Origin of the sequence: Mycobacterium sp. 236(2023), assembly GCF_029623955.1 — a bacterium.
Taxonomy (GTDB): Bacteria; Actinomycetota; Actinomycetes; order Mycobacteriales; family Mycobacteriaceae; genus Mycobacterium.
In genome coordinates this window covers 177498-203574 of the sequence record NZ_JARSBP010000007.1, presented here as the reverse complement: position 1 = coordinate 203574, position 26077 = coordinate 177498, and the positions used below count along the sequence as shown (strand labels likewise).

24 protein-coding genes are annotated in these 26077 nt (G+C 61.5%); 22 read left to right on the top strand and 2 right to left on the bottom strand.

The window, feature by feature from the left end; genetic code table 11:
- Positions 1–10: 10 nt before the first annotated feature.
- From P9A17_RS25975 to P9A17_RS25875, 21 genes are all read left to right on the top strand, one after another.
- Positions 11–1042: an MlaD family protein gene (locus tag P9A17_RS25975; RefSeq protein WP_278041632.1), complete on the top strand. Its 1032-nt coding sequence runs from the start codon at positions 11–13 to the stop codon at positions 1040–1042.
- A complete protein-coding gene (locus P9A17_RS25970; protein WP_278041631.1) occupies positions 1027–2412 on the top strand; it encodes an MCE family protein in 1386 nt (461 codons plus the stop codon). The genes P9A17_RS25975 and P9A17_RS25970 overlap by 16 nt, the downstream gene beginning before the upstream one ends.
- On the top strand, positions 2409–3722 hold the full coding sequence (locus P9A17_RS25965) for an MCE family protein (RefSeq protein WP_278041630.1): 1314 nt from the start codon (positions 2409–2411) through the stop codon (positions 3720–3722). The genes P9A17_RS25970 and P9A17_RS25965 overlap by 4 nt, the downstream gene beginning before the upstream one ends.
- Entirely contained in the window at positions 3719–4858 is a 1140-nt protein-coding gene (locus P9A17_RS25960; RefSeq protein WP_278041629.1) for an MCE family protein, read from the top strand. Before P9A17_RS25965 ends, P9A17_RS25960 begins: the two co-directional genes overlap by 4 nt.
- Position 4859: 1 nt before the next feature.
- Positions 4860–6305 (top strand): MlaD family protein, encoded by a 1446-nt coding sequence (locus P9A17_RS25955; protein ID WP_278041628.1) that lies wholly within the window; start codon positions 4860–4862, stop codon positions 6303–6305.
- 62 nt (positions 6306–6367) lie between these two features.
- Complete coding sequence (locus tag P9A17_RS25950; RefSeq protein ID WP_278041627.1) at positions 6368–6862, top strand: Mce protein; 495 nt, start codon at positions 6368–6370, stop codon at positions 6860–6862.
- Positions 6859–7458, top strand: coding sequence for a hypothetical protein (locus P9A17_RS25945; RefSeq protein WP_278041626.1), 600 nt, complete (start codon positions 6859–6861; stop codon positions 7456–7458). Before P9A17_RS25950 ends, P9A17_RS25945 begins: the two co-directional genes overlap by 4 nt.
- Before the next feature lie 14 nt (positions 7459–7472).
- Positions 7473–7844 (top strand): DUF732 domain-containing protein, encoded by a 372-nt coding sequence (locus P9A17_RS25940; RefSeq protein WP_278041625.1) that lies wholly within the window; start codon positions 7473–7475, stop codon positions 7842–7844.
- The gene (locus tag P9A17_RS25935; RefSeq protein ID WP_278041624.1) at positions 7841–8362 is read left to right on the top strand and encodes a CAP domain-containing protein; all 522 of its coding nucleotides are present in this window, start codon (positions 7841–7843) and stop codon (positions 8360–8362) included. Before P9A17_RS25940 ends, P9A17_RS25935 begins: the two co-directional genes overlap by 4 nt.
- Positions 8359–9573, top strand: coding sequence for a CoA transferase (locus tag P9A17_RS25930; protein WP_278041623.1), 1215 nt, complete (start codon positions 8359–8361; stop codon positions 9571–9573). Before P9A17_RS25935 ends, P9A17_RS25930 begins: the two co-directional genes overlap by 4 nt.
- 885 nt (positions 9574–10458) lie before the next feature.
- Complete coding sequence (locus P9A17_RS25925) at positions 10459–11592, top strand: acyl-CoA dehydrogenase family protein (RefSeq protein WP_278041622.1); 1134 nt, start codon at positions 10459–10461, stop codon at positions 11590–11592.
- A 2-nt stretch (positions 11593–11594) separates the two neighbouring features.
- On the top strand, positions 11595–12521 hold the full coding sequence (locus P9A17_RS25920; protein WP_278041621.1) for an acyl-CoA dehydrogenase family protein: 927 nt from the start codon (positions 11595–11597) through the stop codon (positions 12519–12521).
- Entirely contained in the window at positions 12518–13390 is an 873-nt protein-coding gene (locus tag P9A17_RS25915) for a TIGR03619 family F420-dependent LLM class oxidoreductase (RefSeq protein ID WP_278041620.1), read from the top strand. Before P9A17_RS25920 ends, P9A17_RS25915 begins: the two co-directional genes overlap by 4 nt.
- An 813-nt stretch (positions 13391–14203) precedes the next feature.
- Positions 14204–15307: a cytochrome P450 gene (locus P9A17_RS25910; protein WP_278041619.1), complete on the top strand. Its 1104-nt coding sequence runs from the start codon at positions 14204–14206 to the stop codon at positions 15305–15307.
- A complete protein-coding gene (locus tag P9A17_RS25905) occupies positions 15307–15621 on the top strand; it encodes a 2Fe-2S iron-sulfur cluster-binding protein (RefSeq protein WP_278041618.1) in 315 nt (104 codons plus the stop codon). The genes P9A17_RS25910 and P9A17_RS25905 overlap by 1 nt, the downstream gene beginning before the upstream one ends.
- Positions 15621–16880, top strand: a complete 1260-nt coding sequence (locus P9A17_RS25900; RefSeq protein ID WP_278041617.1) for an FAD-dependent oxidoreductase — start codon at positions 15621–15623, stop codon at positions 16878–16880. The genes P9A17_RS25905 and P9A17_RS25900 overlap by 1 nt, the downstream gene beginning before the upstream one ends.
- 222 nt (positions 16881–17102) lie before the next feature.
- Entirely contained in the window at positions 17103–18281 is a 1179-nt protein-coding gene (locus P9A17_RS25895) for an acyl-CoA dehydrogenase family protein (protein WP_278041616.1), read from the top strand.
- 13 nt (positions 18282–18294) lie between these two features.
- Positions 18295–19401, top strand: a complete 1107-nt coding sequence (locus P9A17_RS25890) for an acyl-CoA dehydrogenase family protein (protein WP_278041615.1) — start codon at positions 18295–18297, stop codon at positions 19399–19401.
- Between the two features lie 209 nt (positions 19402–19610).
- Complete coding sequence (locus tag P9A17_RS25885; protein ID WP_278041614.1) at positions 19611–20321, top strand: FCD domain-containing protein; 711 nt, start codon at positions 19611–19613, stop codon at positions 20319–20321.
- A gap of 698 nt (positions 20322–21019) precedes the next feature.
- Complete coding sequence (locus tag P9A17_RS25880) at positions 21020–21550, top strand: VOC family protein (protein ID WP_278041613.1); 531 nt, start codon at positions 21020–21022, stop codon at positions 21548–21550.
- Positions 21551–21860: 310 nt separating this feature from the next.
- Positions 21861–22283, top strand: coding sequence for a MaoC/PaaZ C-terminal domain-containing protein (locus P9A17_RS25875; protein WP_278041612.1), 423 nt, complete (start codon positions 21861–21863; stop codon positions 22281–22283).
- A gap of 22 nt (positions 22284–22305) precedes the next feature.
- Here the strand turns inward: P9A17_RS25875 and P9A17_RS25870 are convergent, their stop codons facing one another.
- On the bottom strand, positions 22306–22815 hold the full coding sequence (locus tag P9A17_RS25870; RefSeq protein WP_278041611.1) for a MaoC family dehydratase N-terminal domain-containing protein: 510 nt from the start codon (positions 22813–22815) through the stop codon (positions 22306–22308).
- 230 nt (positions 22816–23045) lie between these two features.
- Between P9A17_RS25870 and P9A17_RS25865 the strand changes: the two genes are divergently transcribed.
- Complete coding sequence (locus P9A17_RS25865) at positions 23046–24254, top strand: cytochrome P450 (protein ID WP_278041610.1); 1209 nt, start codon at positions 23046–23048, stop codon at positions 24252–24254.
- Between the two features lie 997 nt (positions 24255–25251).
- On the opposite strand, the gene P9A17_RS25860 is transcribed toward P9A17_RS25865, so the two are convergent.
- Positions 25252–26070 carry an SDR family NAD(P)-dependent oxidoreductase gene (locus tag P9A17_RS25860; protein ID WP_278041609.1) on the bottom strand — a complete coding sequence of 273 codons (819 nt, stop codon included), beginning with the start codon at positions 26068–26070 and terminating at the stop codon, positions 25252–25254.
- Positions 26071–26077: the final 7 nt, after the last annotated feature.

Genomic DNA, 26077 nt, shown 5'->3' with positions numbered 1-26077 from the left:
GAGACATTCCATGAAGAACAGCTTCGCGGCGTCAATGCGGTCACTGACCGTGTTCGTCCTCGCCTGCCTTCTCGGGGCCCTGACCTTGGTCCTGGTGTTCGCCCAAGTGCGATTCGAAGGTTCCGACCGGTCCTACAGAGCCGAGTTCACGAACGTGTCGGGTCTCTCGGGCGGAAACTTTGTCCGGATTGCCGGTGTGGAAGTCGGTAAGGTGCAGAACATCTCGGTCACCCGGGGGGGAACCGCCATCGTTGAGTTCGCTGTCGATGACACCGTGATACTCACTGAATCGACCCGTGCGCTAGTTAGATACGACAACCCGATCGGTGGCAGATTCCTCGAGTTGCAGGAAGGTCCCGGGGGTGCCCGCACCCTTGACCCGGGCCAGACCATCGCGCTGGATCAGACACGTCCCGCACTGGACCTCGACGCGGTGATCGGGGGATTCCGACCCCTCTTCCGGGCGATGGACCCCGAACAGGTCAACCAGTTGTCCACCCAGCTGATCCAGGCATTCCAGGGGCAGGGCGCGACCATCAGTTCGTTGCTTTCTCAGACAGCGATTTTCACGAACACCCTCGCCGACCGCGACGAGTTGATCGGACAGGTGATCACCAACCTCAACGGGGTCCTCGGATCCCTTGGCGGGCAAAGCGACCAGTTGGCGAGCGCGGTCGACTCGCTGTCGCAGCTGACAGGTCAACTTTCCGCTCGCCGTGACGAACTGAGCACCTCGATCGCACAATCGAACGCAGCATCGAGCTCGATCGCCGACCTGCTCGTCCAGGCGCGCCCACCGTTGAAAAACACCGTCGCGCAGACCGACCGGGTCGCCGCCATCGCGGTTGCCGACCACGAGTACCTCGACAACCTGCTCAACACACTGCCCGACGCCTACCAGCGGCTCGGCAGGCAGGGACTGTACGGCGATTTCTTCAACTTCTATCTGTGCGATCTCATCATCAAGTTGAACGGCAAAGGTGGTGAACCCGTGTATGTCAAGCTGGCGGGTCAGTCGACTGGGCGGTGCGCACCGAAGTGATCGCGTATCTCAGACGCCACACCACGAAGGTCGGCATCATAGGAATCTGCGTCATCGCAGGACTAGTCGCGCTAGCGTTGAATGCCTCCAAGCTGCCGCTAATCAACCCGTCGACCACCTACACGGCCTACCTCTCCGAGGCCAGCGGGCTGACCGCAGGCATCGAAGTGCAGGTGGCCGGATTGACGGTGGGACAGGTCAAGGAGGTCGCCCTCGACGGGCAAAAGGTCTTGGTCACCTTCGAGGTCGGCGACGACGTGTTCCTCGGCGACCGTTCGGAAGCGGCAGTGAAAACCAAAGCGCTGCTGGGGACCAAAGTCCTGGAGATCACGGTACGCGGCGATGCCCCACTGGCAGCGCCAATTCCCTTGGACAGGACCAGACCTGCCTATCAGTTGGCCGACGCCTTGGGTGACCTGTCATCAACGATTGATGATCTTCAGACTGATGAACTGAACGCCTCGTTGACGACCCTGGCCGACGCCTTCGCCGAGACTCCGCCGCAGGTGCGGCAGGCGGTCGAGGGGGTGGCACGGTTCTCCGAGATGCTCAACGACCGCGACGCACAGCTACGAGAGCTGCTCGCCAACGCGAACAAGGCCACCACCGTGCTCGCCGATCGCAGCGGACAAATTGTGGAGCTGGTGCACAACTCCAATGCGCTTCTGGCGTCGCTGCGCGCCCAAAGCGGTGCGCTCGACAACATCTCGCGCAATGTTTCCGCGGTGGCGCAACAACTGTCGGGTTTCATCGACGACAACAAGGCACAGCTTCGTCCCGCACTAGAAAAACTCAACGGCGTTCTGACCATCATCGACAATCGCAAAGAACGCATCCAGAAATCGATCAAACTGCTGAACTCGTACGCAATGTCCCTCGGAGAGTCGGTGTCGTCAGGCCCGTTCTTCAAAGCCTATCTGTCGAATCTTCTTCCCGGACAGTTCCTTCAGCCATTCGTCGATGCCGCCTTCTCCGACCTCGGCCTTGACCCCAACGTCTTGTTACCCTCGGAGCGCATCGATCCCCCGACCGGTCAGCCCGGTACGCCGGCACTTCCAGTCCCGTATCCGCGGACGGGACAAGGGGGCCCGCCGCGCCTGACCCTGCCGGATGCAATCACAGGCAACCCAGGCGATGAGGGGTGCGGCCCCCCTGGGGTGCCCCTGCCCGGCCCCACCGGCTGCTATCCGTATCGGGAACCTCCGCCCGCACCCGCGCCGGGGGGCCCGCCACCGGGCCCGCCCGCGCCAGCGGCGCCGCATCTGGCCTCAACGCCCGAACCTACACCGCTGCCCGTCTACGTACCCGCTCCCGGTGAAGCCCCGCCTGCCGGTGGGAGAACGCAGAGCACCCCCGGAGGACAACCATGACAGCGAAACGTAAACGCGCGCTTCTGGCCGTACTGATGGTCGCCCTGCTGAGCGCAGGCGCTGTCACCGTCATCCGACTCACCGACACCGTGAGCCGTACCTTCCTGACGGCACACTTCGACAACAGCAACGGGGTCTTCCGCGGCGATAACGTTATGATCCTCGGCGTTCCGGTCGGCGAGATCACCGAAATCGAACCGCGGCCGGACGGTGCCACAATCACTTTCTGGGTGGATTCGAAGTACAACGTGCCTGCCGACGCCAAAGCGGTGATCGTGCTCCCGCAGCTGATCACCGCCCGCGCCATCGAACTCACGCCCGTCTACTCGGGCGGCCCGACCCTCGGCGACGGCGCGGTGATTCCGCGAGACCGCACCGTGGTACCAGTGGAATGGGACGATCTCCGCACGCAGCTGCAGAAGCTGGCCGACGCGCTACGGCCAACCGAGTCCGGCGGGGTGAGCCCGCTAGGTTCGCTGATCAACACCGCCGCGGACAATCTGCGCGGACAGGGCGCCTCCATCCGCGACACCATCATCAAACTCTCACAGACACTTTCGGCCCTTGGTGACCATAGCGGCGACATCTTCGGAACCCTGAGAAACTTGGCGACGCTGGTCTCCGCGCTCCACGACAGCAGCGACGTGCTGCGCCAGCTCAACGAGAACCTCACCGAGGCCACCCACCTGCTTGCCAACGATCAAGACGAGGTCGGCCAACTCGTCGACAACCTGAACTCGGCGTCGACACAGGTGCGCACCTTCGTGGCCGACAACCAGGAAGCTGTGGGCACGGCCACCGACAAATTGACCAGCATCTCTCAGGCGATGGTCGACAGCCTCGACGACATCAAACAAACCCTCCATGTCGCGCCGACCGCGTTTCAGAACTTCATCAACATCTACCAGCCAGCGCAGGCGACATTCTCCGGCGCCCTCGCGCTCAACAACTTCGCCAATCCGATCACCTTCCTATGTGGGGCGATCCAGGCAGCGTCGCGCCTCGGCGCCGAACAGTCGGCAAAGCTCTGCGTGCAGTACCTGGCGCCGATCATCAAGAATCGCCAGTTCAATTTTCCCCCCATCGGGCTCAACCCGATCGTCGGGGCGCAGACGCGGCCCAATGAAATCACCTACAGCGAGGACTGGATGCGACCGGATCATCGGCCCACCCCTGCACCGGTGGCACCTCCTCCTGCGGGTGCGGCCATGGCGCCGAACTCGGCACCGTTACCCGCCGAAGCGCCGGTAGCCACTAACCCGGCGGCCGGGCTGCCCGGTCTGATGGTGCCCCCGGGCGCAGGGTCATGACGTCGCCTCGCACCCGCGCTGCCGCGGCGCTGCTCGTCGCCGCGATGCTGACCGGCACATCCGGTTGTGCGTGGCAAGGGCTCAACTCACTACGTCTACCCGGCACTGCCGGACGAGGCGACGGTGCCTTCGTCATTCAAGCGCAGATGCCCAATGTCACTAACCTGCAGCCGAATTCGCCGGTGCAACTCAACGACGTCACAGTAGGCAGCGTCAGCAAGATCGAACGCCAGAACTGGCATGCCTTGGTGACGATCAGACTCGACCATGACGTCGACCTGCCCGAGAACTCGTCGGTGACGTTGGGCCAAACCAGCCTCCTCGCGACATTGCACCTGGAGCTATCTCCGCCGCCGCCCGGAACTCAGGCCGAGGGCAAATTGCATGAAGGGGCGCTCATTCCGCTGGCGTCGGCGGGGTCGTATCCCGATACGGAACAGACGCTCTCGATGCTCTCCTTGCTCCTCAACGGCGGCGGCATCGGGCAAATCCAGGACATCACCACCGCTTTCAGCACCGCGCTCGCCGGTCGGGAAACCGATCTACGCAGTCTGTTGGTGCAGCTGGATCGATTCGCGGCCAATCTCAACGCCCAGAAGGACGACATCATCGCCGCGACCGAAAGCCTGAACGGACTCGTCGAGAAGCTGGCCGCGCAGAAGCCCGTGCTCGATGAAGCGCTGCGTACCATTCCCCGCGCGCTGGCCGTGGTTTCGGAGCAGCGAACGAACCTCACCGAGGCGTTCGAACAGTTCGGTGCGCTCAGTGAATTGGCGCGAAGGTCCGCCGACGAGACGAAGGAAGCGCTAGTGGCCGAATTGCGCAACATCGGTCCCGTCCTCGAATCGCTGGCCAATGCCGGGCCCGCGATGACGCGTTCGCTCAGTGTGCTCGCCACCTTCCCCTGGGCGAACGAAACCCTAGGCAACTGGGTACGCGGTGACTACGCGAATCTCACGGCCATTTTCGACCTCACGTTGAGCAGGCTCGACACCGGCCTGCTCACCGGTACCCGCTTCGAAGGCGAGTTGACCGAGTTGGAGATGCAGTGGGGCCGCACCATCGGCCAGACCCCGAGTCCGGTCACCGCCCGGAACCCACTGGTGGCGCCGTACCGCTTGGATCAGGGGCCGTAGCATGCATTTGAACCGGCAGACCATCGTTCAGCTCATCATCTTCGGGATAGTGTCCGCGGTAGCGATCGCGGTCATGGTTTTCGGTTACGTCAAGGCGCCGGCCAACTTCCTTGGCGTAGGCCGCTACGAAGTCACCGTCGAATTGGCCGAATCCGGCAACTTGTACTCAAAGGCCAACGTCACCTATCACGGCACCGAGGTGGGCACCGTGACCGATGTCTTACTCACCGACGATGGCGTGGTCGCTCGCTTGTCGCTGGACGACAGCGTCGCGATTCCCTCCGACGTAGACGCCGACGTGAGAAGCCAGACCGCCCTGGGCGAGCAGTACGTAGCCCTGAGTCCCCGCGATGACGACTCTCCACCGTTGCGCAACGGAGACGTCATCCCGCGCGACCGCACCAGTGTGGGACCCGATACGACGCTGCTGTTGAACTCCATCGCGTCGGGACTTCAGGCGGTTCCCGAAGACAACCTCAAGACTGTCATCGATGAGTCCTACACGGCGCTTGGCGGATTGGGGCCCGAACTGTCGCGAATCGTCAAGGGGTCGACCCAGCTGGCGCTGGATGCGCGCGCCAACCTCGATCCGCTGATCGCTCTGATCGACCAAGCCGGACCGGTACTGGATTCTCAGACCGACAGCGCCGATGCCATCGAGTCATGGGCGGCGAATCTGAGCACGATCACCGATCAACTCAGAACCCACGACGAGTCGGTGACAGGCTTTCTGCAGAATGGGCCGCCGGCAGCCGAGGAGCTGCGCACCCTCATCGAACGCGTCACGCCGACCTTGCCGGTCCTGCTGGCCAACCTGGTCAGCGTGGGCGACGTAGCGGTCACGTATCAGCCAGCGCTTGAGCAAATTCTTGTCCTGGTCCCACAGGGCATCGCTGGTATCCAAGCCGGCAACTTGGCCAACCACGACACGAAGCAGGCGTACCGGGGCACCTACCTTGACTTCAATCTCAATCTCAACCTTCCCGCGCCCTGCACCACGGGATTCCTTCCACCGCAACAGATCCGACCACCGACCTTCGAAGACTCGCCGGAGCGTCCGGAAGGGGATCTCTACTGCCGGATACCGCAGGACTCCGATTCCAACGTGCGAGGGGCGCGCAACTATCCGTGCATGACGCGGCCCGGAAAGCGGGCTCCCACGGTCAAAATGTGTGAAAGCGATGAGCAGTACGTGCCTCTCAACGAAGGAACCAACTGGAAGGGCGACCCCAACGCGACACTGTCGGGTCAGGGCATTCCTCAGCTGCCCGCGGACCCGACACCACCACCCGCGTCGCCGCCGCCACCGCTCGCAGTCGCCCCCTACGACCCGGTGACGGGTTCCTACGTAGGCCCCGACGGCCGCACCTACACCCAGTCCAATCTAGCGCCACCCACGGAGAATCAGACATGGCAAACGATGCTGCTGCCCCCGACCGGGAACTGACCGAATCATCCGCTCCCGACGCCGCGGCATCAGCTCCTTGGCACGAGGATGCAGCCGCGTTGGTGGTGCGCCGACGCCGCGCCGATCGACTGGGCCTCGTCGTCGTCACACTGATCGTGGTTTCCCTCGCCGGTCTCGTCGGATGGCAGGCGACTCAGGTTTCGGAGGCGCGAAAAGATCAGGAGGAACGGGCCATATTCCTGCAAGTGGCCCGGCAAGGAGCGCTGAACCTCACCACTATCAGTCACGCCACCGCCGAGCAGGATGTTCAGCGTATCCTCGACAGTTCCGCCGGTACATTCCGTGATGACTTCGAACTTCGCGCGCAACCGTTCATCGACGCGGTCAAGAATGCGCAATCGACAACGACAGGATCGATAACCGAGGCCGGCCTGGAGGCGCAGGCTGACGGCAGCGCCGAGGCCATCGTTGCCGTGGCCGTCAAGACCTCCATTGCCGATGCCGCGGAGCAGGAGACCAGGTCTTGGCGGATGCGGGTCGCGCTGCAGCGCACCGATTCTGGCGTCAAGGTGGTCGACGTGGAATTCGTACCGTGAAGGCCACCGAGACTTCGGCCGGAGAGAGCGTGGCAGTCGCGCCTTCCGACGTCGACAGACCTGCACTTCGATCCGAGGAGACGTCTCACGAGCCGAGGCTCCGGCGATGGAGGCAACAATTGTGGCGCACCCTAACTTTCATCGTTCTGCCGATCGCTGCCCTGATCCTTGCGGCCGCAGCGGGATCCTTAAAGTGGGTAGCTGCCAATGTCGTTGCCGACGACTCGGCGGTAGCGGAGTCCACCCGAGCTGCGTCCGAGACGACCGTCGCGCTACTGTCCTATCGGCCGGAGACCGTCGAACAGGACCTGGGCTCCGCCCGCGATCGTCTGACCGGCGAGTTCCGGGACTCTTATACGGCGTTGACCGCCGACGTCGTTATCCCCGGCGCCCGGGAGCAGCAGATTTCAGCTGTGGCAACGGTGCCCGCAGCCGCGTCGTTGTCCGTGACCGAAACCCACGCCTCAGTACTACTTTTCGTCAACCAGACCACAGTAATCGGAGACGCCGCCCCGACTGAGTCCGCGTCCACTGTCAAGGTGACGATGGACAAGGTCAACGGGCGATGGCTGATATCTAAGTTTGAGCCGATCTGAATCGCAATGAACCGATGAATACCACATTGCGCCGGCGAGCCTTGCTGGCATCGTTAATCATCGCAACGACAGCACTGAGTCTCGCCGCCCTCGCGGCGGGACCACCACCTGCACGTGCTGACGCCGTCGCCTATCTAATCAACGTCACGGTTCGGCCCGGATACGGCTTTCGTGACGCCGAAGCCGCCCTGAGCTATGGCAATAGGCTCTGCGGCAAAGTATTTCGCGGCGAGCGATATGACTCCCTCATCGACCAGGTGAAGGCTGATTTCTCGACAACGGATGACTACCAGGCGTCCTATCTGATCACGCAGGCTGTCAACGAACTGTGCCCCGCCGCCATCTGGCAACTCCGCAATACCGCCGCGCGAACGGTGACACCATGAGCTGCCGGCTTAGCAGGCGCGCGCAAACGCTGTGTACAGCGAGCTGTTCAGTGGCTCTCGTGACCGCTGCGACCCTCATAGGTTCGCCCGGAGCATCAGCCGATAATCGTCGACTCATCAACAGCGTGGTGTCGAACGTGTACACCGTTCAGCGACAGGCCGGTTGCACAGGAAAACTCACCGTCGACCCTGCGCTCCGGCTCGCCGCGGAATGGCACACGCGAGACGTCTTGGCTAACCGCGCACTCAACGGTGAGGTCGGCTCGGACGGCTCCACACCGCAGTCGCGCGCTGAAGCCGCAGGATTTCGCGGCAGAGTGTCTGAGACTGTCGCGATCAATCCCGCACTCGCGATCAGCGGCATCGAACTGATCAACCTCTGGTATCACGATCCCCGCAACTTCGCCGTGATGCGCGACTGCCGCAACACCAAGATCGGTGTCTGGTCGGAGAATTCGCTCGACAGGACCGTGGTGGTCGCCGTCTACGGAGAACCCTCCGAGGAGACTGTCGGATGACATTTCCCCCTGAAGCACCCAAACTCTTAACGGGCACGACAGTCATCGAGGTCTCGAGCTTCGTCGCAGCCCCGCTGTGCGGGCTCACACTATGCCAACTCGGCGCCGAGGTCATTCGAATCGATCCGCCCGGCGGTGCGGCCGACCAGCGACGCTGGCCATTGGCCAAATCTGGCACGTCGCTGTATTGGACCGGCCTCAACCGCGGCAAGAAGTCGATGACGATCGATATGAGATCCCGTGAAGGTCAGAAACTCGTGCAGCGGCTCGTCACCGACGGCGACGGGCTGGTCGTGACGAACTCGCCGGATCGCGGCTGGCTGTCTTACGACACTTTGTCGCTCAGCCGCGACGACGTCATTCACGTCCACATGGTGGGCCGCGCAGACGGGTCCACCGGCGTGGACTACACCGTGAACGCGGCCGTGGGATTTCCACTCGTCACCGGCCCAAGCTCGGCTCATGGCCCAATCAATCACGTACTACCCGCCTGGGACGTCATCTGCGGTCTTCACGGAGCCCTCGCCGTCGTGGCGGCCCTCCGACAGCGTGAGCGTGAAGGCACCGGAGCGCGAGTGAGCATCGCGCTCGAAGACGTGGCCTTGGCGACGGCGGGAAACCTGGGGTTTCTCACCGAGCCTCAAGTCAACCATTTGGAGCGAGAACGTCTCGGAAACGCCATCTTTGGCCAGTACGGCCAAGACTTCTGTTGTCGGGACGGCGTACGCATTATGGTCGTTGCCCTCACCGCCCGTCAGTTTCATGATCTGGTGAACGCCACCGGTGCCGCCGAGGCGGTCACTGCACTTGAGCGGTCGCTGGACGTGAACTTCGACGACGAGGGCCATCGGTACCGATACCGCGACGTTCTGAGTGCGTTGTTCGGCATATGGTTCAGTGAGCGCACTGGAACCCAAGTCGAGCAAGCGCTAATCAACACGTCGGTGCTTTTCGAGAGATTTCGCACCTTCGGTCAAGTTGTGAAAGATTCGCGCGTCACTGAGAACTCACTGTTCGCCCCCCTGGACCAAGAGGGCGTCGGCGAGTACCTGGCACCGGGTATGCCGACCCTTTTCGACGGTGTTCACCCCAACACCGGCACCGCACCAACCTTGGGCCGCGACACGGTCGAGATACTGAAGGGTCGTTTGAACCTTTCGAACGAAGCGATCGACGAACTCTCCGTCGCCGGTGTCATCTCGACGAATTGACCGACTTGCCCATCAGCACACTCGGGCCTGGTCGCCTGCCGATATCAAAACGCCTTTCGCTCATCTTTGACACCTCCCGTCACCGTCTATCCAGTAACCATTGGAAGTCATCCGGTCCGGACATACCGCCGTTCGTGCGTAGCGCATCCTCACCTCATGCCTGCGAGCGAGTCGGGAATGAGCATGCCGGCCGCAGGGATGGCCTGCAGGATGCTGCTACGAAGTCGGTTGCGAACTCGTAGAAAACGTCCTCCTGTAGTCGAGATCAACGGCGTCAGGTGAGTGTGCAACGTGCATTCAGGCGAAAGGCCACCTGACGCACGTCGATGACTGACACAAGCGTCTGCGCAGACCATGCACGACTGCCTAAAAAGCACCTGCTAGACAGCGCAATTCGCTGCAGGGACGGGCGCCATCCGACATCAGTGCCATGACCGCAACTGCAAGCAATGTGACCGGACCGAACGGCCGCGCCGTGATGCTCGATGGAATCCGATGCCCCTCGCTCGGCGACAAGTCTGCTCTCGCCGAAACATGATCCGTGGGACCGTGAGCCAGAGCCCGCCGCATGAAGCGCAGACGTCAAGGCGACCTGAGCATCACACACGTCGCAGGCCGTGCCCGCCGGCGCGCACCCATCAACCCATAGTGGTCGTACTGCTTGCCAACCGAGTGTTCGTTTACTAAGCTAGATATGAAGGAATTCTGAGCCGGGAGCCTCTCCTCGATTGATTCGATTGGTCGGCCGAAATCCGAGCGACTGTTAGTAGCCGCAGTCGCGCTAGTCACACCGACGGCTTGTTCCACTTCTAGCGCAGCGTTACGAGAAGCCGCTGACGGAGGGGTGACAGAGCGTGAGGTCCGGTATCAGCTCGAAGGAGCAGCATGGAATTCTCGTGGCACGCCGAAGATGAGATGTTCCGGGACGAGGTACGAAAGTTGGTCACTGCCAACCTTCCTGATCGCTGGGCAGATCTGATCCCCGGTGACGAGGCTGCGTCGGAATTCACCTTCGAATTTTGTGGGAAACTCGCCGCGCAGGGCCTGATGGCGCCGCACTGGCCAAGTGAGTACGGCGGAAGGGACGCTTCCGGTTGGCAGTTCATCATTCTGGGCGAGGAGCTCTGGAGCGCGGGTGAACCCCGCGGATCGCAGTACATGAACGTCAACTGGATCGGTCCGGCCATCATCTCGGCCGGGTCCGAGGAGCAGAAGCGCTACCACCTCAATCGGATCACCGCCGGTGATGTGACCTGGTGCCAAGGCTTCTCGGAGATGGGATCCGGATCAGACCTGGCGAGCATGCAGACAAGCGCAGTCCAGGTAGGTGACGAATACGTGATCAATGGCGAGAAGGTCTGGACGTCCTACGCTGAAGTCGCCGAGTTCTGCTTCCTCCTTGCCCGAACAGACCCAGAATCCTCCGGCAGCAGGGGCATTTCGATATTCCTCGTTCCCACCGCCACGCCAGGACTCACCATCGAGCCCATCCCTAGCGTGCTCGACATCCACCAATACAACCGACTGACCTTCTCCGACGTCCGGGTGCCGGTCAGCGCGCGCCTGGGACCGGAGAACGATGGTTGGCGCATCGTCCGCGAGGCCCTTGACCACGAACGGATCGGTGGTCCGCGTTATGCGCGGGCAGCACTGTCCGTAGAGCGCCTGCGCAGGATGGCCGACGATAACGGATGGTGGAGCCGTGACGGTTTCCGCGCTCGACTCGTGGCAGCCGAGGCAGCCTGCGCTGCCGCACGCATTCTCGTCTACCGAGCTATCGATACCCGTGTGAAGGGACTGCCGGAGGGCAACGTCGTCAGCCTGTCACGAGTCGCAATCGTTCGGTCGGAAAGGATGGTGTCAGACCTGACTCATTTCTTGTTCCAAGACGAGAGCGTCGAACTGAATTCGATCGGCAACGGCCAGTTCAAAACCGCGATGATTGCCGCTCTAGGGGGCGGAAGTGTAGAGGTCCAACTCAACAACGTCGCTCGCGAACTACTTGGATCGGGGCGTTGAGCGTGGACTTCGATCTCAACGCCGACCAGCGGCGCCTCCTCGATTCGGTCGACAAGATCATCGACTCGGTGGGTGGTGTCGATCGTGCCCAGGCGATATCGCGACGCTGCGAGTATGACGGTGCGCTCGATACGGCCCTCAGCGAACAACTCGACATGTCGTCTACCAGACTGCTTGAACGGGCATTGGTTGCGGAAACACTTGCGCAGCGCGGCACTGCAACAACTTTCGGGATGCGAGCCATTCTGGGTTCAGAGATCGAACTGCCGCCAGGAGCCATCGCAATCACCGACTATGCCCGTAGCGGACCTGTGCGGTTCCTTAATGATTCCGCAAGCTTGGTTCTGCTCGACGGCGCAAACGCACGTGTGGTTCCGGGGGACACGTTTGCGTCGGTCCCCGTCCAGTCAAGTTATGGATTCCCCTATGGTCAGTTCGATCGGTCAGATACTGATCGAACTGTCCAGACTGGTAATGGCAATCGAATTCGGTCACTGTGGCGGCTCGCCGTTGCGGCAGAGATATCAGGCAACGCCGCGATGGCCATCGCCGCGACCGCCGAACATCTGCGTTCCCGGAATCAGTTCGGTAAGCCGCTAGCGCAACTGCAGGCGTTAAGGCACCGACTGGCCGACGCATGCGTCACTGCGGAGGCCATTCGCTGGATGGTGCGCGAAACCTCCTTCTTCGGCGACGTTCGCGGATTCGATCTTACGGCCGCTTACGCCGCCGACCGTGCCGGCGGAATCGTTCCGGACCTCGTCCAAATGTGCGGTGCCAGAAGCTTTACTAAAGAGTTTGGGTTACAGGTCTATGCGATGAGGATGACTGCACTTCGACTGGAGCTCGGTGCGGAAGATGTGTTGGCGAACGCAGTCCTTGCCCACCAGTGGGAAGCACGTTGGCAATCTCGATTGGAGCAACATTGAAATTCTGGCTCTCACACATTCTGGCGCCGGCCGATCAACTGATCCCGCTGGCCCAACATGCTGACCAGTTGGGGTTCGAAGGGGTCATGGGCCCAGACCATCTGGTCTGGTGGGGAAACCAGATCCGCTCCAAGTACCCCTATAACGAGACCGGTCAGGTGTGGTGGCCGCAGGAGTCACACTGGCCTGATCCTTGGACGGCGACGGCGGCCATGGCTGCAGCCACGACACGCGTACGCTTCGGCCACCACGTCTTCATCCTGCCACTGCGGGATCCCGTATCGGTCGCGAAGTCGATTGCAACGATATCGGCAATGGTGCGCGGCCGCGTAGTCCTCGCATTTGGGATCGGTTGGATGCGTGAGGAATTCGAGCTTGTCGGTCAACCTTTTCGCGACCGCGGTCGCCGTACCGACGAAATGCTCGACATCATGGAACTCCTTTGGACGGGGGAGGGAGTGGGATACGAGGGGGAGTTCTACCGGTTCCATGGCGTCTCCCTGCGTCCGACGCCCGCTGAACGGGTGCCGATTATCGGCGCTGGCCACTCGGAGCCCGCGCTGCGTCGAGCGGGACGCCGATGCGATGGCTGGCTAGGCGCCAGTCGCTTCGACCGAGCGGAGCTCAAGGTAGTCCTGGACAAACTAGGTGAATATCGTTCCGATGCCGGCCGTGCCAATCATCCCTTTGAGATCCTGGTGTCGCTGCGAAAACGGGACCATAGCAGCGAGAGCGTGGACGAAGTGCAAGCGATGGGTGTCACCGGGCTCATGGTGTCCCCATGGACGATCGTGGCGACCGACGAACCAGACAGTCTGGCAGGAAAATTGAAGGCAATGGATGTATTCGCCGAGCAGTTCCTGCGATGACTGCACGTGTCGCAGCGACAGCGAAGATCTCGGCGAGACGCGGCGCTCGGTAGACAATGGGGATGCGTCGCAATGACATCGAATGTCCTTAATCGCCAGCGGAGTCCCATCGCGTTACCTTGAAAGAAGGTTGCGCCGCGAAGCGTAAGTGAACTCGATCCCGACTCAGCTCGACGGAGAAGAGGGCTTTGCTCCCACGAGGTTCAGGGAGACATCGTGAGGGCTCCTGGAGTAGCTCCGATCACGTCGGACCACTTGCGATATAAGGGCGTTCTGGATAATACGAGCGCTTCCGAGCGCAGTGCGGGCTTTGCGCGGTCCCAGGACGGACCATCAACCCAGATTCTTGCCGACCAGGACGCGGTAAGCAGTTACGGCAGTATGTATGGTCGTCGACACTGTAACTGCTCCGCCGCAAGAGAGCCGTCTGGCTGTGCGGTCGAACGGTGCACGATCGCGGCTCCAACATGATTACCACCGTGCACGGACCGGCCGCACGATGTCGCGGAGGTCAACCAACGCAACCGGATTCCCCTCGGGGGAGCTCGAGTCGCGTGAAGTACTGCCTCCGGCCTCCGCGTTCCGGTCCACCCTCTTCGTGCGCCACCGGTGGCTGCCGTAGAGAGGGAGCTGCCTTGACGGTCGCATCGTCGTCCTATATAACTTAGAAAGATTTCTGATAGGAGCCTTGTGTCGAAACCACACGAGACGGTAACCGTAAACAACGTGCCACTGCCTACGCTCGACCTTCGATCGGACAGGTTCGCCCAAACGCCGAAAGAGGTCCTCGCTGAAGCACTCTCGAGTGCACCAATGGTTGTCAGCAAACGCGGCGTCGAGCTTCTGTCCTACGAGTTGATCTCGGAGGCATTCCTCTCACCGCATCTCGACACCGCGGGGCCCGAGCACTACACCCGACTCGGCGCGGGACCTAAATTACTGAAATGGGTCGACACCGGTCTGTTATCGACCATGTCGCGCGAGCGCCACGACCCTATCCGGCGACTTCTACTCATGGCCCTCAACTTCCGAAGCATCGAGGCTCAGCGGAATCTCGTCAGCGAAACCGCTCACCGCATGGCAGGTACGTGGCTCGGGCGGGAGCGCGTCGACCTTGTACGCGAGTTCACCGAGTACTACCCGATCCACGTGCTGTCGGCGCTGGTCGGCTTTCCCCCTGAGGACATCCAGGACTTCGCCGAAGCCGCTCATGAGCTTCACCTGCTCGCCGCAGTACCAATGGCGCCCGGCCTGCCCAGAGTCGAGACCGCGCTGACGACGCTGGAGGCATACGTGCGTGCTCTGCTCGACAAGCGCAGGGTACAACCACAGAAGGATCTCATCAGCGCCCTACTCGCAGCGCAGGTGGAACAGCAGAAGCTGACGGAAGACGAGCTCGTGGGCCAGCTCGTGAACATGATCTTCGCAGGGATGGGAACCACCACTAAGCAACTTGCCGCTGCTGTCGGTGATATCGTCACCGCCGGTGAATGGGAGAATTTGGCGGCCAACCCAGGCCTGATCACCTCGGCGATCAACGAATCGCTGCGATTCTCGCCGGTGACCCAGTTCGTTGTCCGTATCGCTCAAGATGACTTCGAATTTCACGGTCGCGACATCCCCAAGGGGACCCGTCTGCTACTCAATCTTCTTGCCGCCAGCCGTGATCCGGAGAAGTTTCCCCACCCGGATGTGTTCGACATAACCCGGGTGTCCGACGACTCCCGGTTGCCTTTCGGGTGGGGAGTACACCGATGCCTGGGGCAACCACTCGCCAGACTGTTGATCGAGGAAGGACTACGCATGATGCTCGCCACCATGACCGACCTCAGAATTGTCGAACGCGACCGAGGTCCCCACCCCGCTGAGATGCTCGGTGGCCCAACCAGTCTACTGCTGACATTTGGGCGTCGATGATGACCGAGGTGGTATATCGGCATTCCGACGGCACCGAAACGACAGTCGATGCCGCGGACGGTCTGTCCCTCATGAACGTCGCGGTGCAGAACGGCGTACCGGGGATCATCGGCGAATGTGGCGGCGAGTTGATGTGCGCCACCTGTCATGTCTACGTGGTCTCGTCGGACGGTCCCGGATCGATCAGTGACGAGGAAAACGAGATGCTCGACTTCGCTGCATGCCCGCGACGCGAGAACAGCAGGCTGTGCTGCCAACTAACAGTGGAGCCAGGCAGTGAGTTCGTCGTCGAGACACCGGAGGCGCAGAACTGATGGCCGGCGGGGTGGTGATAATCGGCGGGGGCCAAGCAGGGACCGAAACGGCTCTCGCACTCCGCGCAGTCGGCTACGCCGGAACCGTCACGGTGGTTAATGCCGAGGCGGATCCGCCGTACAGGCGTCCGCCGCTATCGAAGAGTTACCTCGACCACGAAGGATCGATTGACATCACCCTGCGTGCTCCGTCGGTGTATTGCGAACGCGGTATCGACCTGCTGTCGTCCACGCGCGCGGTATCCATCGACCGCGGGAACAAGCGCATCTACCTCGACAGTGGTAACGAACTAGAGTACGAGTGGCTCGTGCTGGCCGCCGGCGCCGAACCACGGCACCTCGATATCGATAACGCTAGCGCCGAAGGCATTCACACACTGCGGAGCGTCACAGATGCCCGCGCACTTCGAAATGCCCTCGACGACGCCCGCAACGCGGTAGTGCTCGGTGGCGGTTTCATCGGCCTAGAGGTCGCGGTGAGCGCCCGCAGACGAAAGATTGCCGTCACAGTCCTTGAGTCGGGACCGCGACTGATGGGACGCGCGGTGTCGGCTGAAGTCTCAGGGTATGCGACGGGCTTTCACCGATCAATGGGAACCGAAGTACGGCTGGGTGATTCGTTGGTAGCGATCGAGGCTGACGGCGGCATCTTGCGGGGGGTTACCACCGCCTCTGGGATTGATCTCCCGGCAGATGTATTGGTCGTCGGCATCGGCGTCAGCCCTACGTCGGGCCTCGCCGAACATGCAGGGCTACCAGTCGATAACGGGATCATCGTGGACGAGACTCTGCGAACGTCAGATCCGCACATCTTCGCAGTAGGGGACTGCGCTCGGTTTCCGACGCGTTTTGCGCCGGATCGGGTGCGCCTGGAGTCAGTGCAGAACGCAACCGACCAGGCCGCTCACGTGGCGCGGGCAATAGTGCACACAGACAGCACCAGCTACGATGCCGTTCCTTGGTTTTGGAGCCACCAGGGCGCCATGCGTATCCAGACGGCCGGGCTAATATCCGGGCACGACCGAACCCAAGTCATCGGATCTGTGGCTGAACACCAGTTTTCGGTACTGTGCTTCCGCAACGAAATCCTCGTCGGGGTCGACTCCGTAAACGACATTCGATCCCATCAGTCGGCGCGAAAACTGCTGGGCTCCGGCGACCCGCTCACGTTGGCTGAAGCTTCGGCCGACGATTTCGACGTGCCGAACCGAGCTCTCGGTCGCAAGGCAGCCGCTGTCGCATCTGAGCAAGAACAATGACCTATGAGGTGTGCCCGGCGAGCCGACAGACTGCCGACTCATCACATCCATGTCGAGAACGTCCCGCTCAGAGGATCGACAACTCGAATCTAACGCCTCCGGCCCCACGGCATCGCCGACCCGTGATGGTCAACGACCAGAGGCAAAGGATCCGGCTGCGGCCGGCGGCAACGCGCTAGGCCTCTTCCGCAGAAGACCTGTTTCCTAACAAAGGACTTGCTGATGCGACTTGTTCTCACAAACGAGCTGTTGGACTTTCAGCGCCAGGTGCGTGCCCACGTTGCGGCACACCGTCCCGATCTGCCTCGCCTGCCGGGCACCCGCAGTCCGGAGAGCAAAGATATGCCCGCATACCGGAAGTGGTGCGGCAGCCTTTTCTCCGCAGGGCTGATGGGTTCCGACTGGCCCGTGGAGTGGGGTGGAGCCGGTAGCACGGACTCGCTGCGCGATTTCGTGCTCGATGAAGAGCTCGCTGCAGCCAGAGTGCCACGCGCGATCGGAGCCTGGAATCTGGTGTCCGCCGCGTTGTTCACCCATGGGAGCGAGCATCAGAAGAGGACATACCTGCCACGCATCCGGTCCTTTGAGGATCTGTGGTGTCAGCTGTTCAGCGAGCCCGAGGCGGGTAGTGACCTCGCATCGCTTCGCGCCACCGCGAAGCGCACAGATGACGGATGGGTGATCAACGGGCAGAAGGTGTGGACGACCCACGCGCACGTCGCAGACATCGGATTCCTCCTTGCAAGAACCGATCCCGCTGCACCCAAGCACCAGGGCATCAGCGCCTTTGTCGTACATATGCAGAGCCCGGGCATCACTGTTCGCCCGCTCCGCGACATCACCGGGGCAAGTGATTTCAACGAAGTGTTCTTCGACGATGTCCTTCTGCCCGTCGACGCGATCATCGGCGAACCCGGTCAGGGTTGGGAGATCACCCGGTCCGCGCTAGCGCGTGAGCGCTCACACAGCGTTCGAGAAGACCCCGTGGTGGCGAAGATTGCGCGCCTGGTCGCCTTCGCCGCCGAGACCGCCGATACCACCGGTTCGACGCTGCTCGATCGCCACGATGTGCGCCAGCGCCTTGGCTACCTGTACGCCCGTGCTCACGCCACCGACATCCTCGGGTTCGAAGGAGTGCTTCGGGAAATGGCTTGCTCAGAGCGCATTTTCGACGCACCGGTCGTCAAGCTGATGTTTTCCGAGACCAACCTCGAGGCCGTTGACTATGCCGTGGAACTTCTCGGGGAACCTGCCGTGCTCGGCGAGGAAGATCCGTTGGCACCCGACGATGGCTATTGGCAAAAGGCTTTGCTCTTTGCCCGCGGTTACACGATCTCCGCAGGATCCAGCGAGATTCTTCGCACACTCGTCGCCGAGCGTGGCCTCGGCCTGCCTCGATAGAAAGGTGACCACGATGCCTCTTCCCACATCCGATCACGACGAGTTGCGAGCCGCCACACGAGACGTTCTCGCCCATTACTTCTCATCGAAACAGATCCGGGCACAGTCTGAGTCGCCGCAGAAGTTTGACGCTGACCTGTGGAGGATTGGAACCGAACTCGGATGGACCGCACTGTCGGTGCCCGATGAACACGGCGGCCTTGGCCTATCGGTTCCCGAAACTTGCATCGTGGCTGAGGAATTCGGTCGGGCCGCCGCAGCGAGTCCGCTGTCAGTGACGCTCGGATGCGCACTCCTGATATCCACTTTCGGATCTGACGCGTTGAAAGCGCAATGGCTACCACGGGTGGCCGAAGGAACCGCCATTCTCTCCTGGGGCACAGATTACGGGGCGTCACGACAGTCGCCGTCGCTCACCCTCAGTGCCCGCGGAGATGGCTTTGTCCTCAATGGCGTGCTGGAGTGGCTGCCAGACGCGACAGCGGCGGCAGGATTGCTGGTCTGTGCACGATACGGCGAGCAGGACTGCCTGGTGATGGTTGACAGCTCCACAGAGGGCGCGACCGTAACACCGATGCAGTCGCTCGACATCTGCCGTCTGCATGGGCGGCTCGAGTGTGTAGCTGTCAATGTCCCTGCGGAGTCCGTTCTCGATGGCGACAGTGCACGGACACTGTTCGATCTGGCAGTCATCATCCAATGCGCGGAAGCAGTCGGTCTAGCTTCTAGCGTGCTGGAGATGACGGCCGAATATCTCAAGACCCGTGTGCAGTTCGGACGCCCAATCGGCACATTTCAAGCTCTCAAGCACAGGGCCGCCGACATGCTCGTCCACCGCGAAGCAGCACGCGCGATTACATGGGAAGCCGCAGCGGTACTGGCGGATTCACCATCTGATGCTTCAGAGGCCGCCAGTACTGCGAAGTCGATAGCCGGTCGTGCGGGAAGCTCTATCGCATCCGAGGCGCTGCAGCTTCACGGCGGAATCGGCTTCACGTGGGAGCACGATCTCCATCTATTTCTCCGCAAGCTAAAGGTGGCCGAGCTCTTGCTGGGTTCACCGGCCTGGCATGAGAGGCGACTCATCTCAATGCTCCGACCCCGCCTCGCTGCGCTCTGATGGCCTCGTCGCCGCGATTCCGTGCGCTCGGAAGCAAAGCCTCGCTCCGCGAGCGCCTACCCGCGCGTCTAGTATGACTAGTCTTACTTGGTAATGGACGCAAACGGTCAAGGCGTTTGCGGTGGACGATTAGGGCCGACATGCCGAACACGAGATCGTTGAACGCTGCGGATGCTCGCAGTCGCGCGGCCGCGCACCGGATCCCGAAAATGGCGGAAGTCATCGCTGGCGAGTTGCGATCCAGAATCCTCAAGGGTGAATTCGCGCCAGGAGAGTCGTTGCTGAGCGAGGCCGTCCTCATGGAGCAATACGAGGTGTCGCGACCGACGCTACGTGAGGCACTTCGGCTGCTGGAGGCCCAGGGGTTGATCACGGTCCGGCGAGGTTCTCACCGTGGCCCCGTGGTCAACCTGCCAGACGGTGGGGTGGCCGCCCAAGCTGTGGCAATTCAATTGCAACTGCGGGAAGCGACGTTGGCGGATGTCTACAAGTTCAGGACGCTGTACGAGCCGTCCGCAGCGCGGCTCGCCGCAGAGACCGCGACCGTCGAAGGCATCCAGATGCTGCGCGATGCCCTCGACCAGGAGACCGATGCACTTGGCGATGACGCAGCGTTCGCAGAAGCCGCGTGGCAATTCCACTCCGTCCTAATGGCAGTCAGCGGCAACGCCACGATGGCTGTCGTGACCGAGTGCCTGCAACACATCAGCGCACATCACTCCGTCCGTGGAATGCAGTTGTCCGCTGACCAAATGTCCCAGCAGAAGCGAGCATTCAAGGCTCACCGCAAACTCGTGGAGTTGATCGAGCAGGGCGACGGCGCCGAAGCCGAGACGTTCTGGGCACGCCACATGGAACTCGTCCGCGACGTGCAAGCCAATTGGTTGCAAGACCAGCTGATCACCGAACTTCTGGACTAAGGACTGCTCACCGGTCAATGGGTATGCGTGCTGAGTCCACGCGATCAGGTCAATGGCAGCACACGTGGCTAGCCAACCCATTCTCACAGCCGAAAGCAGCCTTTGGTCCAAGCCGGCCTTCGACCAGCCGGCGAGTCGTTACACGGGTTGTTGCGATAACCCATTCGCGAACCGAACAAGTCGCTCATCTGCCGCGGCCGTCACACTCGCAACTGGTCGTCACCGGTTCGTGCCCGAGGAGAGCCCGCCGAGGTCAATCATGGATGTGCATTTCAGCTCCGGGCCCAGCCGAAGACTTGGAGCGGCCTCTGGAGCCGATGATGCCGCCCCTCTGCCGGGAGCGAACTCTCCACGCGACTGTAACTGTCTGCGCGACGCAGGGTTCCATCGGACTTCGTCCAAGAATGCATCCGGCTTAAGAGAACCCTCCGTTCGTCGCGCTGCGGCGTCGACAGTCAAAGTGGCCGCACGAAACAACATCGAGTTGACACACCCTTTCGACACGGGGCCCTCTCTGCGACAACCTGTTTGGACGTCCAAAGAATCGTCGAAACGTGCCTTCGCCGCTAGGCGTTAGCGACCGGCATGCCGGCCACACGACAGGGCCGCACAGTCAGGCGGGTGCTGACCTATCGGATGCGCACGCCTCTGTCGTATCATTCTGAGAAAGCTATCTTAGATAGTGATGAGGAGTATCTATGGCACGGGTTGAACGCGTATTCTCACATCTGGCGCTCGCAGTGACCGACCTTGAGAGGCTAGCGAGTTTCTATGTGGAGGCACTCGGCTTTCGGCGCGGTGAGCGTTACAGCGCTGCAGGTCGGCGTCTCGCCGGGCTGATGGATTGCGAGCCCGACGGTTTCGAAGGAATCTTCCTCGGCCTCAATGAATTTCGTCTGGAGTTACTCCAGTACCGCACACAACCGCGCCCTGGCCCCAGACCGCGGAACGCGTCAGAACCTGGGTATGCACATACCAGCTTCGTCGTTAGCGATTTCGAGGGCACGATTGAGGCGATCGAGAGAGGCGGGGGGCGTGTGCTTCATCGAATGAGCAATTCGTACATCGGACCCGGCTCCACTGCACTGGCGTTCTGCGCAGACCCTGACGGCAACCGTGTCGAACTTGTATGGCACCCGTCGAAGGGAGAGTCCGATGCGCACATAGGCTTCTTGGGAATGACCGGTATCGGATGGCCCGCCCACGCGCAGCTGAGTGCAGATCTGTGACGGCGCAACGCTATCGGCGCTTTCAGTATCACTACCCTCGCCCGATTCACCCCCAATCTATTCCGATAATCGTCAAAGCTGTTGGCGCAATCTCTTGTTCATCGATAACGATCGATTCAGACAGCTCCAGGGATCGCCGCGGCGCTCGAAGCGACAGGATCGCCGCGACGCACCACATCGGCGCTTCGTCGTCGACGTCGGAAACGGCAGCTGGAGGCGACGACCGGGGCAGAGTGAAAGGCAAGTCGACCGTGATGCGCTTCCACACACACCGGTCTGGCGATCAACGAACTGCAGAGCTGCCCAGCTGATGGCACCGGATCTCGCCAAAGTCCGTGTCGGGTACGAACTCCCGGAAATACGTCGTACCATCACCAAGGTCAGCCTGTTCCTGTTCGGAGTCGCACACTGGACACCCCACCGTATTCATTGGGACGATACTTCGGCTCAGGCAGCCGGCTTCAAGGGGCCGCTGGTCACCGCTAATCTACTTAGCGCCATCAACGCGGAGCTGGTAGCCGGCTGGCTGGGCGACGAAGGCCGACTGATCCGACTGGATGAGCGTAACGTCGGGTCTGCGACCGCCGGAGACACCGTCGTCGCTACTGGGCGGGTCACCGCTCTCACAGACGGGCGAACCGGGACCGTGATCTCCTGCGCCCTCGAAATGCACGTACTCGACGGCGGAACAATCGTCACGGGCGAGGCGCACGTCCTGCTTCCCGCTGACTAACAGGCCGCAGCGGCGGCTCCAATCATCGGAAGATGATCACCTGCCGATAACGCGCAACCTCAAGGCCGTCTTGGTTCTCGAACGATGTCAACGTGGTAGTGATAGCTAAAGGTCCAGAGCGGCCGACCCGTTCATCAATACTCAACAGAGTCTCGGTCGTTCGGAGGGTATCGCCGACATACACAGGTCCCAGCAGCTCGTAGGTGCTTCCGCCCGCGAGGGTCTCGCCGGACACCCCCTCGACGCCCAAGAACGGATACTGGCCGTCGTCGAGAAGCTCGGATTCCGCGACCACAGCTCGACACGCGGAGTGGAAAAACAGGACTGGTGCCGGCCTGCGATTTCCGGCTTCGTCGTGTTCGCTGAATTCTGCGGGGTCACCTCCAGTCCCCGCCAGGTATTCCCGTATGTGGCGCAAGGAGATCGGCTCGCTGACCGACGTCCGGGTTACGGTTCCGATCCGAGCTCGTGCCTCATCAGTGACCCCTGGGCCCTTCGACTCGGAGCCTTCCGTGGTTTCGGGCGTCAGCATGCGTCCTCCTGGAGTAGAGACGATCTTACATTTTCCTGCGCAGAGACAGGACGTAAGGCATATAGGAACCGCTTGTAGTCCCCGAATCCTGTGAGTTGTCCCGCTCCTCGCAGCGTGCTTGCTTCGAATAGTCCTCTCTGCCAGTGCAATGCGCAGAGCAATCGACCCTTGCTGTCGCACTCAAGTATAACTATGATAGTTATGAGCTAGATTACGTCGAAGGAGAAAACATGTCTCACGCGACAGAGTTGCCGCGACCGGACCACATCCCGGCGGAACTCGTTCGACATTTCGATTTCACCGCCGGTCACGTACTAGACGATCCGTATCAAGCCTTCGACCGATTGCGCGATGACGGCGACATCGTGTGGTCACCCATGCTGGGACAGCACTGGATCGTGCTCAGTGCCGATCTCGTCCGCGAAGCGTTCCAGACGCCTGATGTCTTCAGTAGCTACCCGACGGGGGTGCCAGCGATGACTGAGTTCTGGCCGCGCAAGCTCATCCCTCAAGAACTCGATGGTGCAGCACACGTTCGCTACCGTCGCCTACTGAGCCCATTCTTCAGTCCGTCAGCCGTACGTCCGATGGCAGACGCCGTGACCCGTCGGGCCACTGCGCTGATCGAGGCGATCGCCGAAGAGGACGAGATCGAGTTCATCCGTTCCGTCGCACTCCCGTTGCCATCGTCGGTGTTCCTCGATCTCTTTGGATTGCCACTCGAGCGCGCGGACATGTTCACTACGTGGACCGACCAATTGCTGCACTCCGGCGATCCACAGGTGTCGGCGGAGGTGGGCCGCATGGTTATCCAGTATCTCATCGGCCTGATCGCCGAAAAGCGTGCGAACCCCGAAGACGATCTCATCAGTGCGTTGACTACGGCGGTCGTCGAGGATAGTTCCCTTACCGACGATGAGATTCTGGACATCGCTTTTCTGTTCTTCATCGCGGGCTTAGACACGGTGACAAGCCAACTCGGCGTCATGTTCTATCACCTGTCGCGCGACATCGAACTCCAACAGCGGCTGCGCGCCAGTCCTGAGCTAGTTCCCGCGGCCGTGGAGGAGATGCTGCGTGCCTATCCGATTGTCCCGCCCGCCAGAACTCTGACACGCGATCATGTCCTCGGCGGTGTGCACATGAAAGCCGGGGACACGGTGCTTCTTGCTACGAGCGCGGCGAGCCGCGATCCGAGGTTGTGCGAGAACCCACAACAGGTGGACGTGGATCGTCCCGCAGTTGCGAATCCAGCATTTGGGTTAGGACCCCACCGCTGCATTGGCTCGCACCTCGCACGCCAAGAGTTAAGCATCGCATTGCAGTTGATGCTCGAAATGATGCCCGAGTTTCGCTTAGCCGCAGGGTGTCAACCCAAATGGCATACTGCTGGAAATGTCTGGGGCATAGATCAATTGCGGCTCGCATTCGGGCGCTAGAGAGCCGCTCTCACCAGCGCCGCCGGCGGCTGGCCCTAAGAATCGCATTCGCAATGCTCCGGGGCTGGCGATCTAACGTCAACTCGGGGCCAGCCGATAGGAAACCATGATGCAACAGATCATGGGCGTTGTTTCAAGCCACTCTCGATCCGATCGTCTCCCATGCCGCGTGCAGTTGATGGCGCATCATTCGGTCGAACTGGAGAATCCGTTCCACGGCAGCGCGGCTGCCACGCCATACACATCAGACGATCAGCATGATCTGAGAGCAACTTCGCGGCGTAAACCAGCATGAAATCGTCCCCAGAGGAGTCTGCACGTTTCACCCGAAGGTCATTTCACCACCCTGCGGATGATCGATGGCCTTACGGGGTACCCACGGAGCCTCGACCACGCGGCACCCGCAGCTTGGAGGCAGCGGCTCGGGGACCCAAGACGCCTCCGAGCGCTGGACGAGCGGCCGGCGGTGTTAACGATTCGCTTCAGAGCGGGGGACCGTGACCTGAGCCGTCTGAAATTCGACCAGCACGACGCGGCGCATCAATCGCGGGCGAATCTTCGGGAGAGGGTCCACTAGGCCGTGAATAGACTTGCCGCCGAAACGATTCGTGCCGCGGTGGCGACCTGACGCCGCAATGCTCCGTCCGACGTGCACGCGGACGTCGGGAGTTTGGGGACCGCCAATTCGAGGAGGAGGCCAGCAAGAGCCTAACCGGACGTAACCGCCCGGCGGGTCTGCTCGCAGATCGACCCGAGCGGTTTCGGCACCAAACGGAAGAGAATGGCAAAGTCGGGCCGCCGCCGGCGCTCGATGCTCTCGTCAAGCGTGCCTTCACAAAAGCTGCGCTAAAACGCTTGCAGCACAGTGCCATAACTGATGCTCGCACCGAGGGGGAGGGCCACTTATGGCTTGTGCATCTAAGAGTGGATTTTCCATCCGACGCCCGTACCATGGAGGCCCACTCTCATACCTTGGCTTTATGCCACAGGGGTCCGGTCATCTCTGTGCCGCCTTCGACACCTCAGACCAGGATTCCCACAGCGCGACTCGATTGACGTAGCGCTCCTTGATGACCTCGAGTGGCCAGTCGCCCAGGATGAGCCGCAGCGGAGGGGTATCGGAGTCGACTACCCGAAGGACGGCGGCGGCCGTCGCTTGCGCGTCGCCGGTGTTCTCCGGCTTGAAGCCCGCGGCGACGGCCTGGCGTATCGGGTCATATTCTGGCATCTGTTCGGCAATCTTTGTGGATGACCGAAAGCCGGTGGAATAACTCCCAGGCTCGATCGTCGTCACCTTGATGCCGAACCCGCTGACTTCCCCGGCGAGCGCTTCACTGATCGCTTCGATCGCGAACTTCGTTGCGATGTAAGAACCTCCGGTTGGAAAGCCCACCAGACCACCGATGCTCGACAGAGTCAGGATGTGTCCCCGAGATTGTTCGCGCAGGATCGGCACTGCCGCCTGCACCACCGACAACGTGCCGAAAACGTTCGTCTCGAAATTGGCTTTGGCCTCGTCGAAGTCTAATTCCTCGACCGCCCCAGAATAGCTGTACCCTGCGTTGCTCAGGATCACATCGAGGCGCCCGAAACGGTCGCGGGCCTCGCTGACGACCCGAAACACACCCTCACGGTCAGTCACATCAAGTGCTGCCGCCGCGACAGCGTCGCCGTATTGCTCACCGAGGTCGGCTAGCACTTGAGGGTTGCGAGCGGTGGCGAACACCCTGTCCCCACGATCCAACGCGGCCCGAGTCCAGATTTGGCCGAACCCACTCGATGCTCCCGTCACGAACCAGACCTTCGAACCATGCATAAAGACT

Bases quoted from the DNA above. Each gene is read 5' to 3' on its own strand.
- P9A17_RS25905 (WP_278041618.1), top strand. From the start codon at position 15,307: ATGACCGAGGTGGTATATCGGCATTCCGACGGCACCGAAACGACAGTC.
- P9A17_RS25900 (WP_278041617.1), top strand. From the start codon at position 15,621: ATGGCCGGCGGGGTGGTGATAATCGGCGGGGGCCAAGCAGGGACCGAA.
- P9A17_RS25865 (WP_278041610.1), top strand. From the start codon at position 23,046: ATGTCTCACGCGACAGAGTTGCCGCGACCGGACCACATCCCGGCGGAA.
- P9A17_RS25955 (WP_278041628.1), top strand. From the start codon at position 4,860: ATGCATTTGAACCGGCAGACCATCGTTCAGCTCATCATCTTCGGGATA.
- P9A17_RS25960 (WP_278041629.1), top strand. From the start codon at position 3,719: ATGACGTCGCCTCGCACCCGCGCTGCCGCGGCGCTGCTCGTCGCCGCG.
- P9A17_RS25860 (WP_278041609.1), bottom strand. From the start codon at position 26,070: ATGCATGGTTCGAAGGTCTGGTTCGTGACGGGAGCATCGAGTGGGTTC.
- P9A17_RS25895 (WP_278041616.1), top strand. From the start codon at position 17,103: ATGCGACTTGTTCTCACAAACGAGCTGTTGGACTTTCAGCGCCAGGTG.
- P9A17_RS25880 (WP_278041613.1), top strand. From the start codon at position 21,020: ATGGCACGGGTTGAACGCGTATTCTCACATCTGGCGCTCGCAGTGACC.
- P9A17_RS25930 (WP_278041623.1), top strand. From the start codon at position 8,359: ATGACATTTCCCCCTGAAGCACCCAAACTCTTAACGGGCACGACAGTC.
- P9A17_RS25935 (WP_278041624.1), top strand. From the start codon at position 7,841: ATGAGCTGCCGGCTTAGCAGGCGCGCGCAAACGCTGTGTACAGCGAGC.
- P9A17_RS25890 (WP_278041615.1), top strand. From the start codon at position 18,295: ATGCCTCTTCCCACATCCGATCACGACGAGTTGCGAGCCGCCACACGA.
- P9A17_RS25925 (WP_278041622.1), top strand. From the start codon at position 10,459: ATGGAATTCTCGTGGCACGCCGAAGATGAGATGTTCCGGGACGAGGTA.
- P9A17_RS25885 (WP_278041614.1), top strand. From the start codon at position 19,611: ATGGCGGAAGTCATCGCTGGCGAGTTGCGATCCAGAATCCTCAAGGGT.
- P9A17_RS25940 (WP_278041625.1), top strand. From the start codon at position 7,473: ATGAATACCACATTGCGCCGGCGAGCCTTGCTGGCATCGTTAATCATC.
- P9A17_RS25910 (WP_278041619.1), top strand. From the start codon at position 14,204: ATGGTTGTCAGCAAACGCGGCGTCGAGCTTCTGTCCTACGAGTTGATC.
- P9A17_RS25870 (WP_278041611.1), bottom strand. From the start codon at position 22,815: ATGCTGACGCCCGAAACCACGGAAGGCTCCGAGTCGAAGGGCCCAGGG.
- P9A17_RS25965 (WP_278041630.1), top strand. From the start codon at position 2,409: ATGACAGCGAAACGTAAACGCGCGCTTCTGGCCGTACTGATGGTCGCC.
- P9A17_RS25875 (WP_278041612.1), top strand. From the start codon at position 21,861: ATGGCACCGGATCTCGCCAAAGTCCGTGTCGGGTACGAACTCCCGGAA.
- P9A17_RS25975 (WP_278041632.1), top strand. From the start codon at position 11: ATGAAGAACAGCTTCGCGGCGTCAATGCGGTCACTGACCGTGTTCGTC.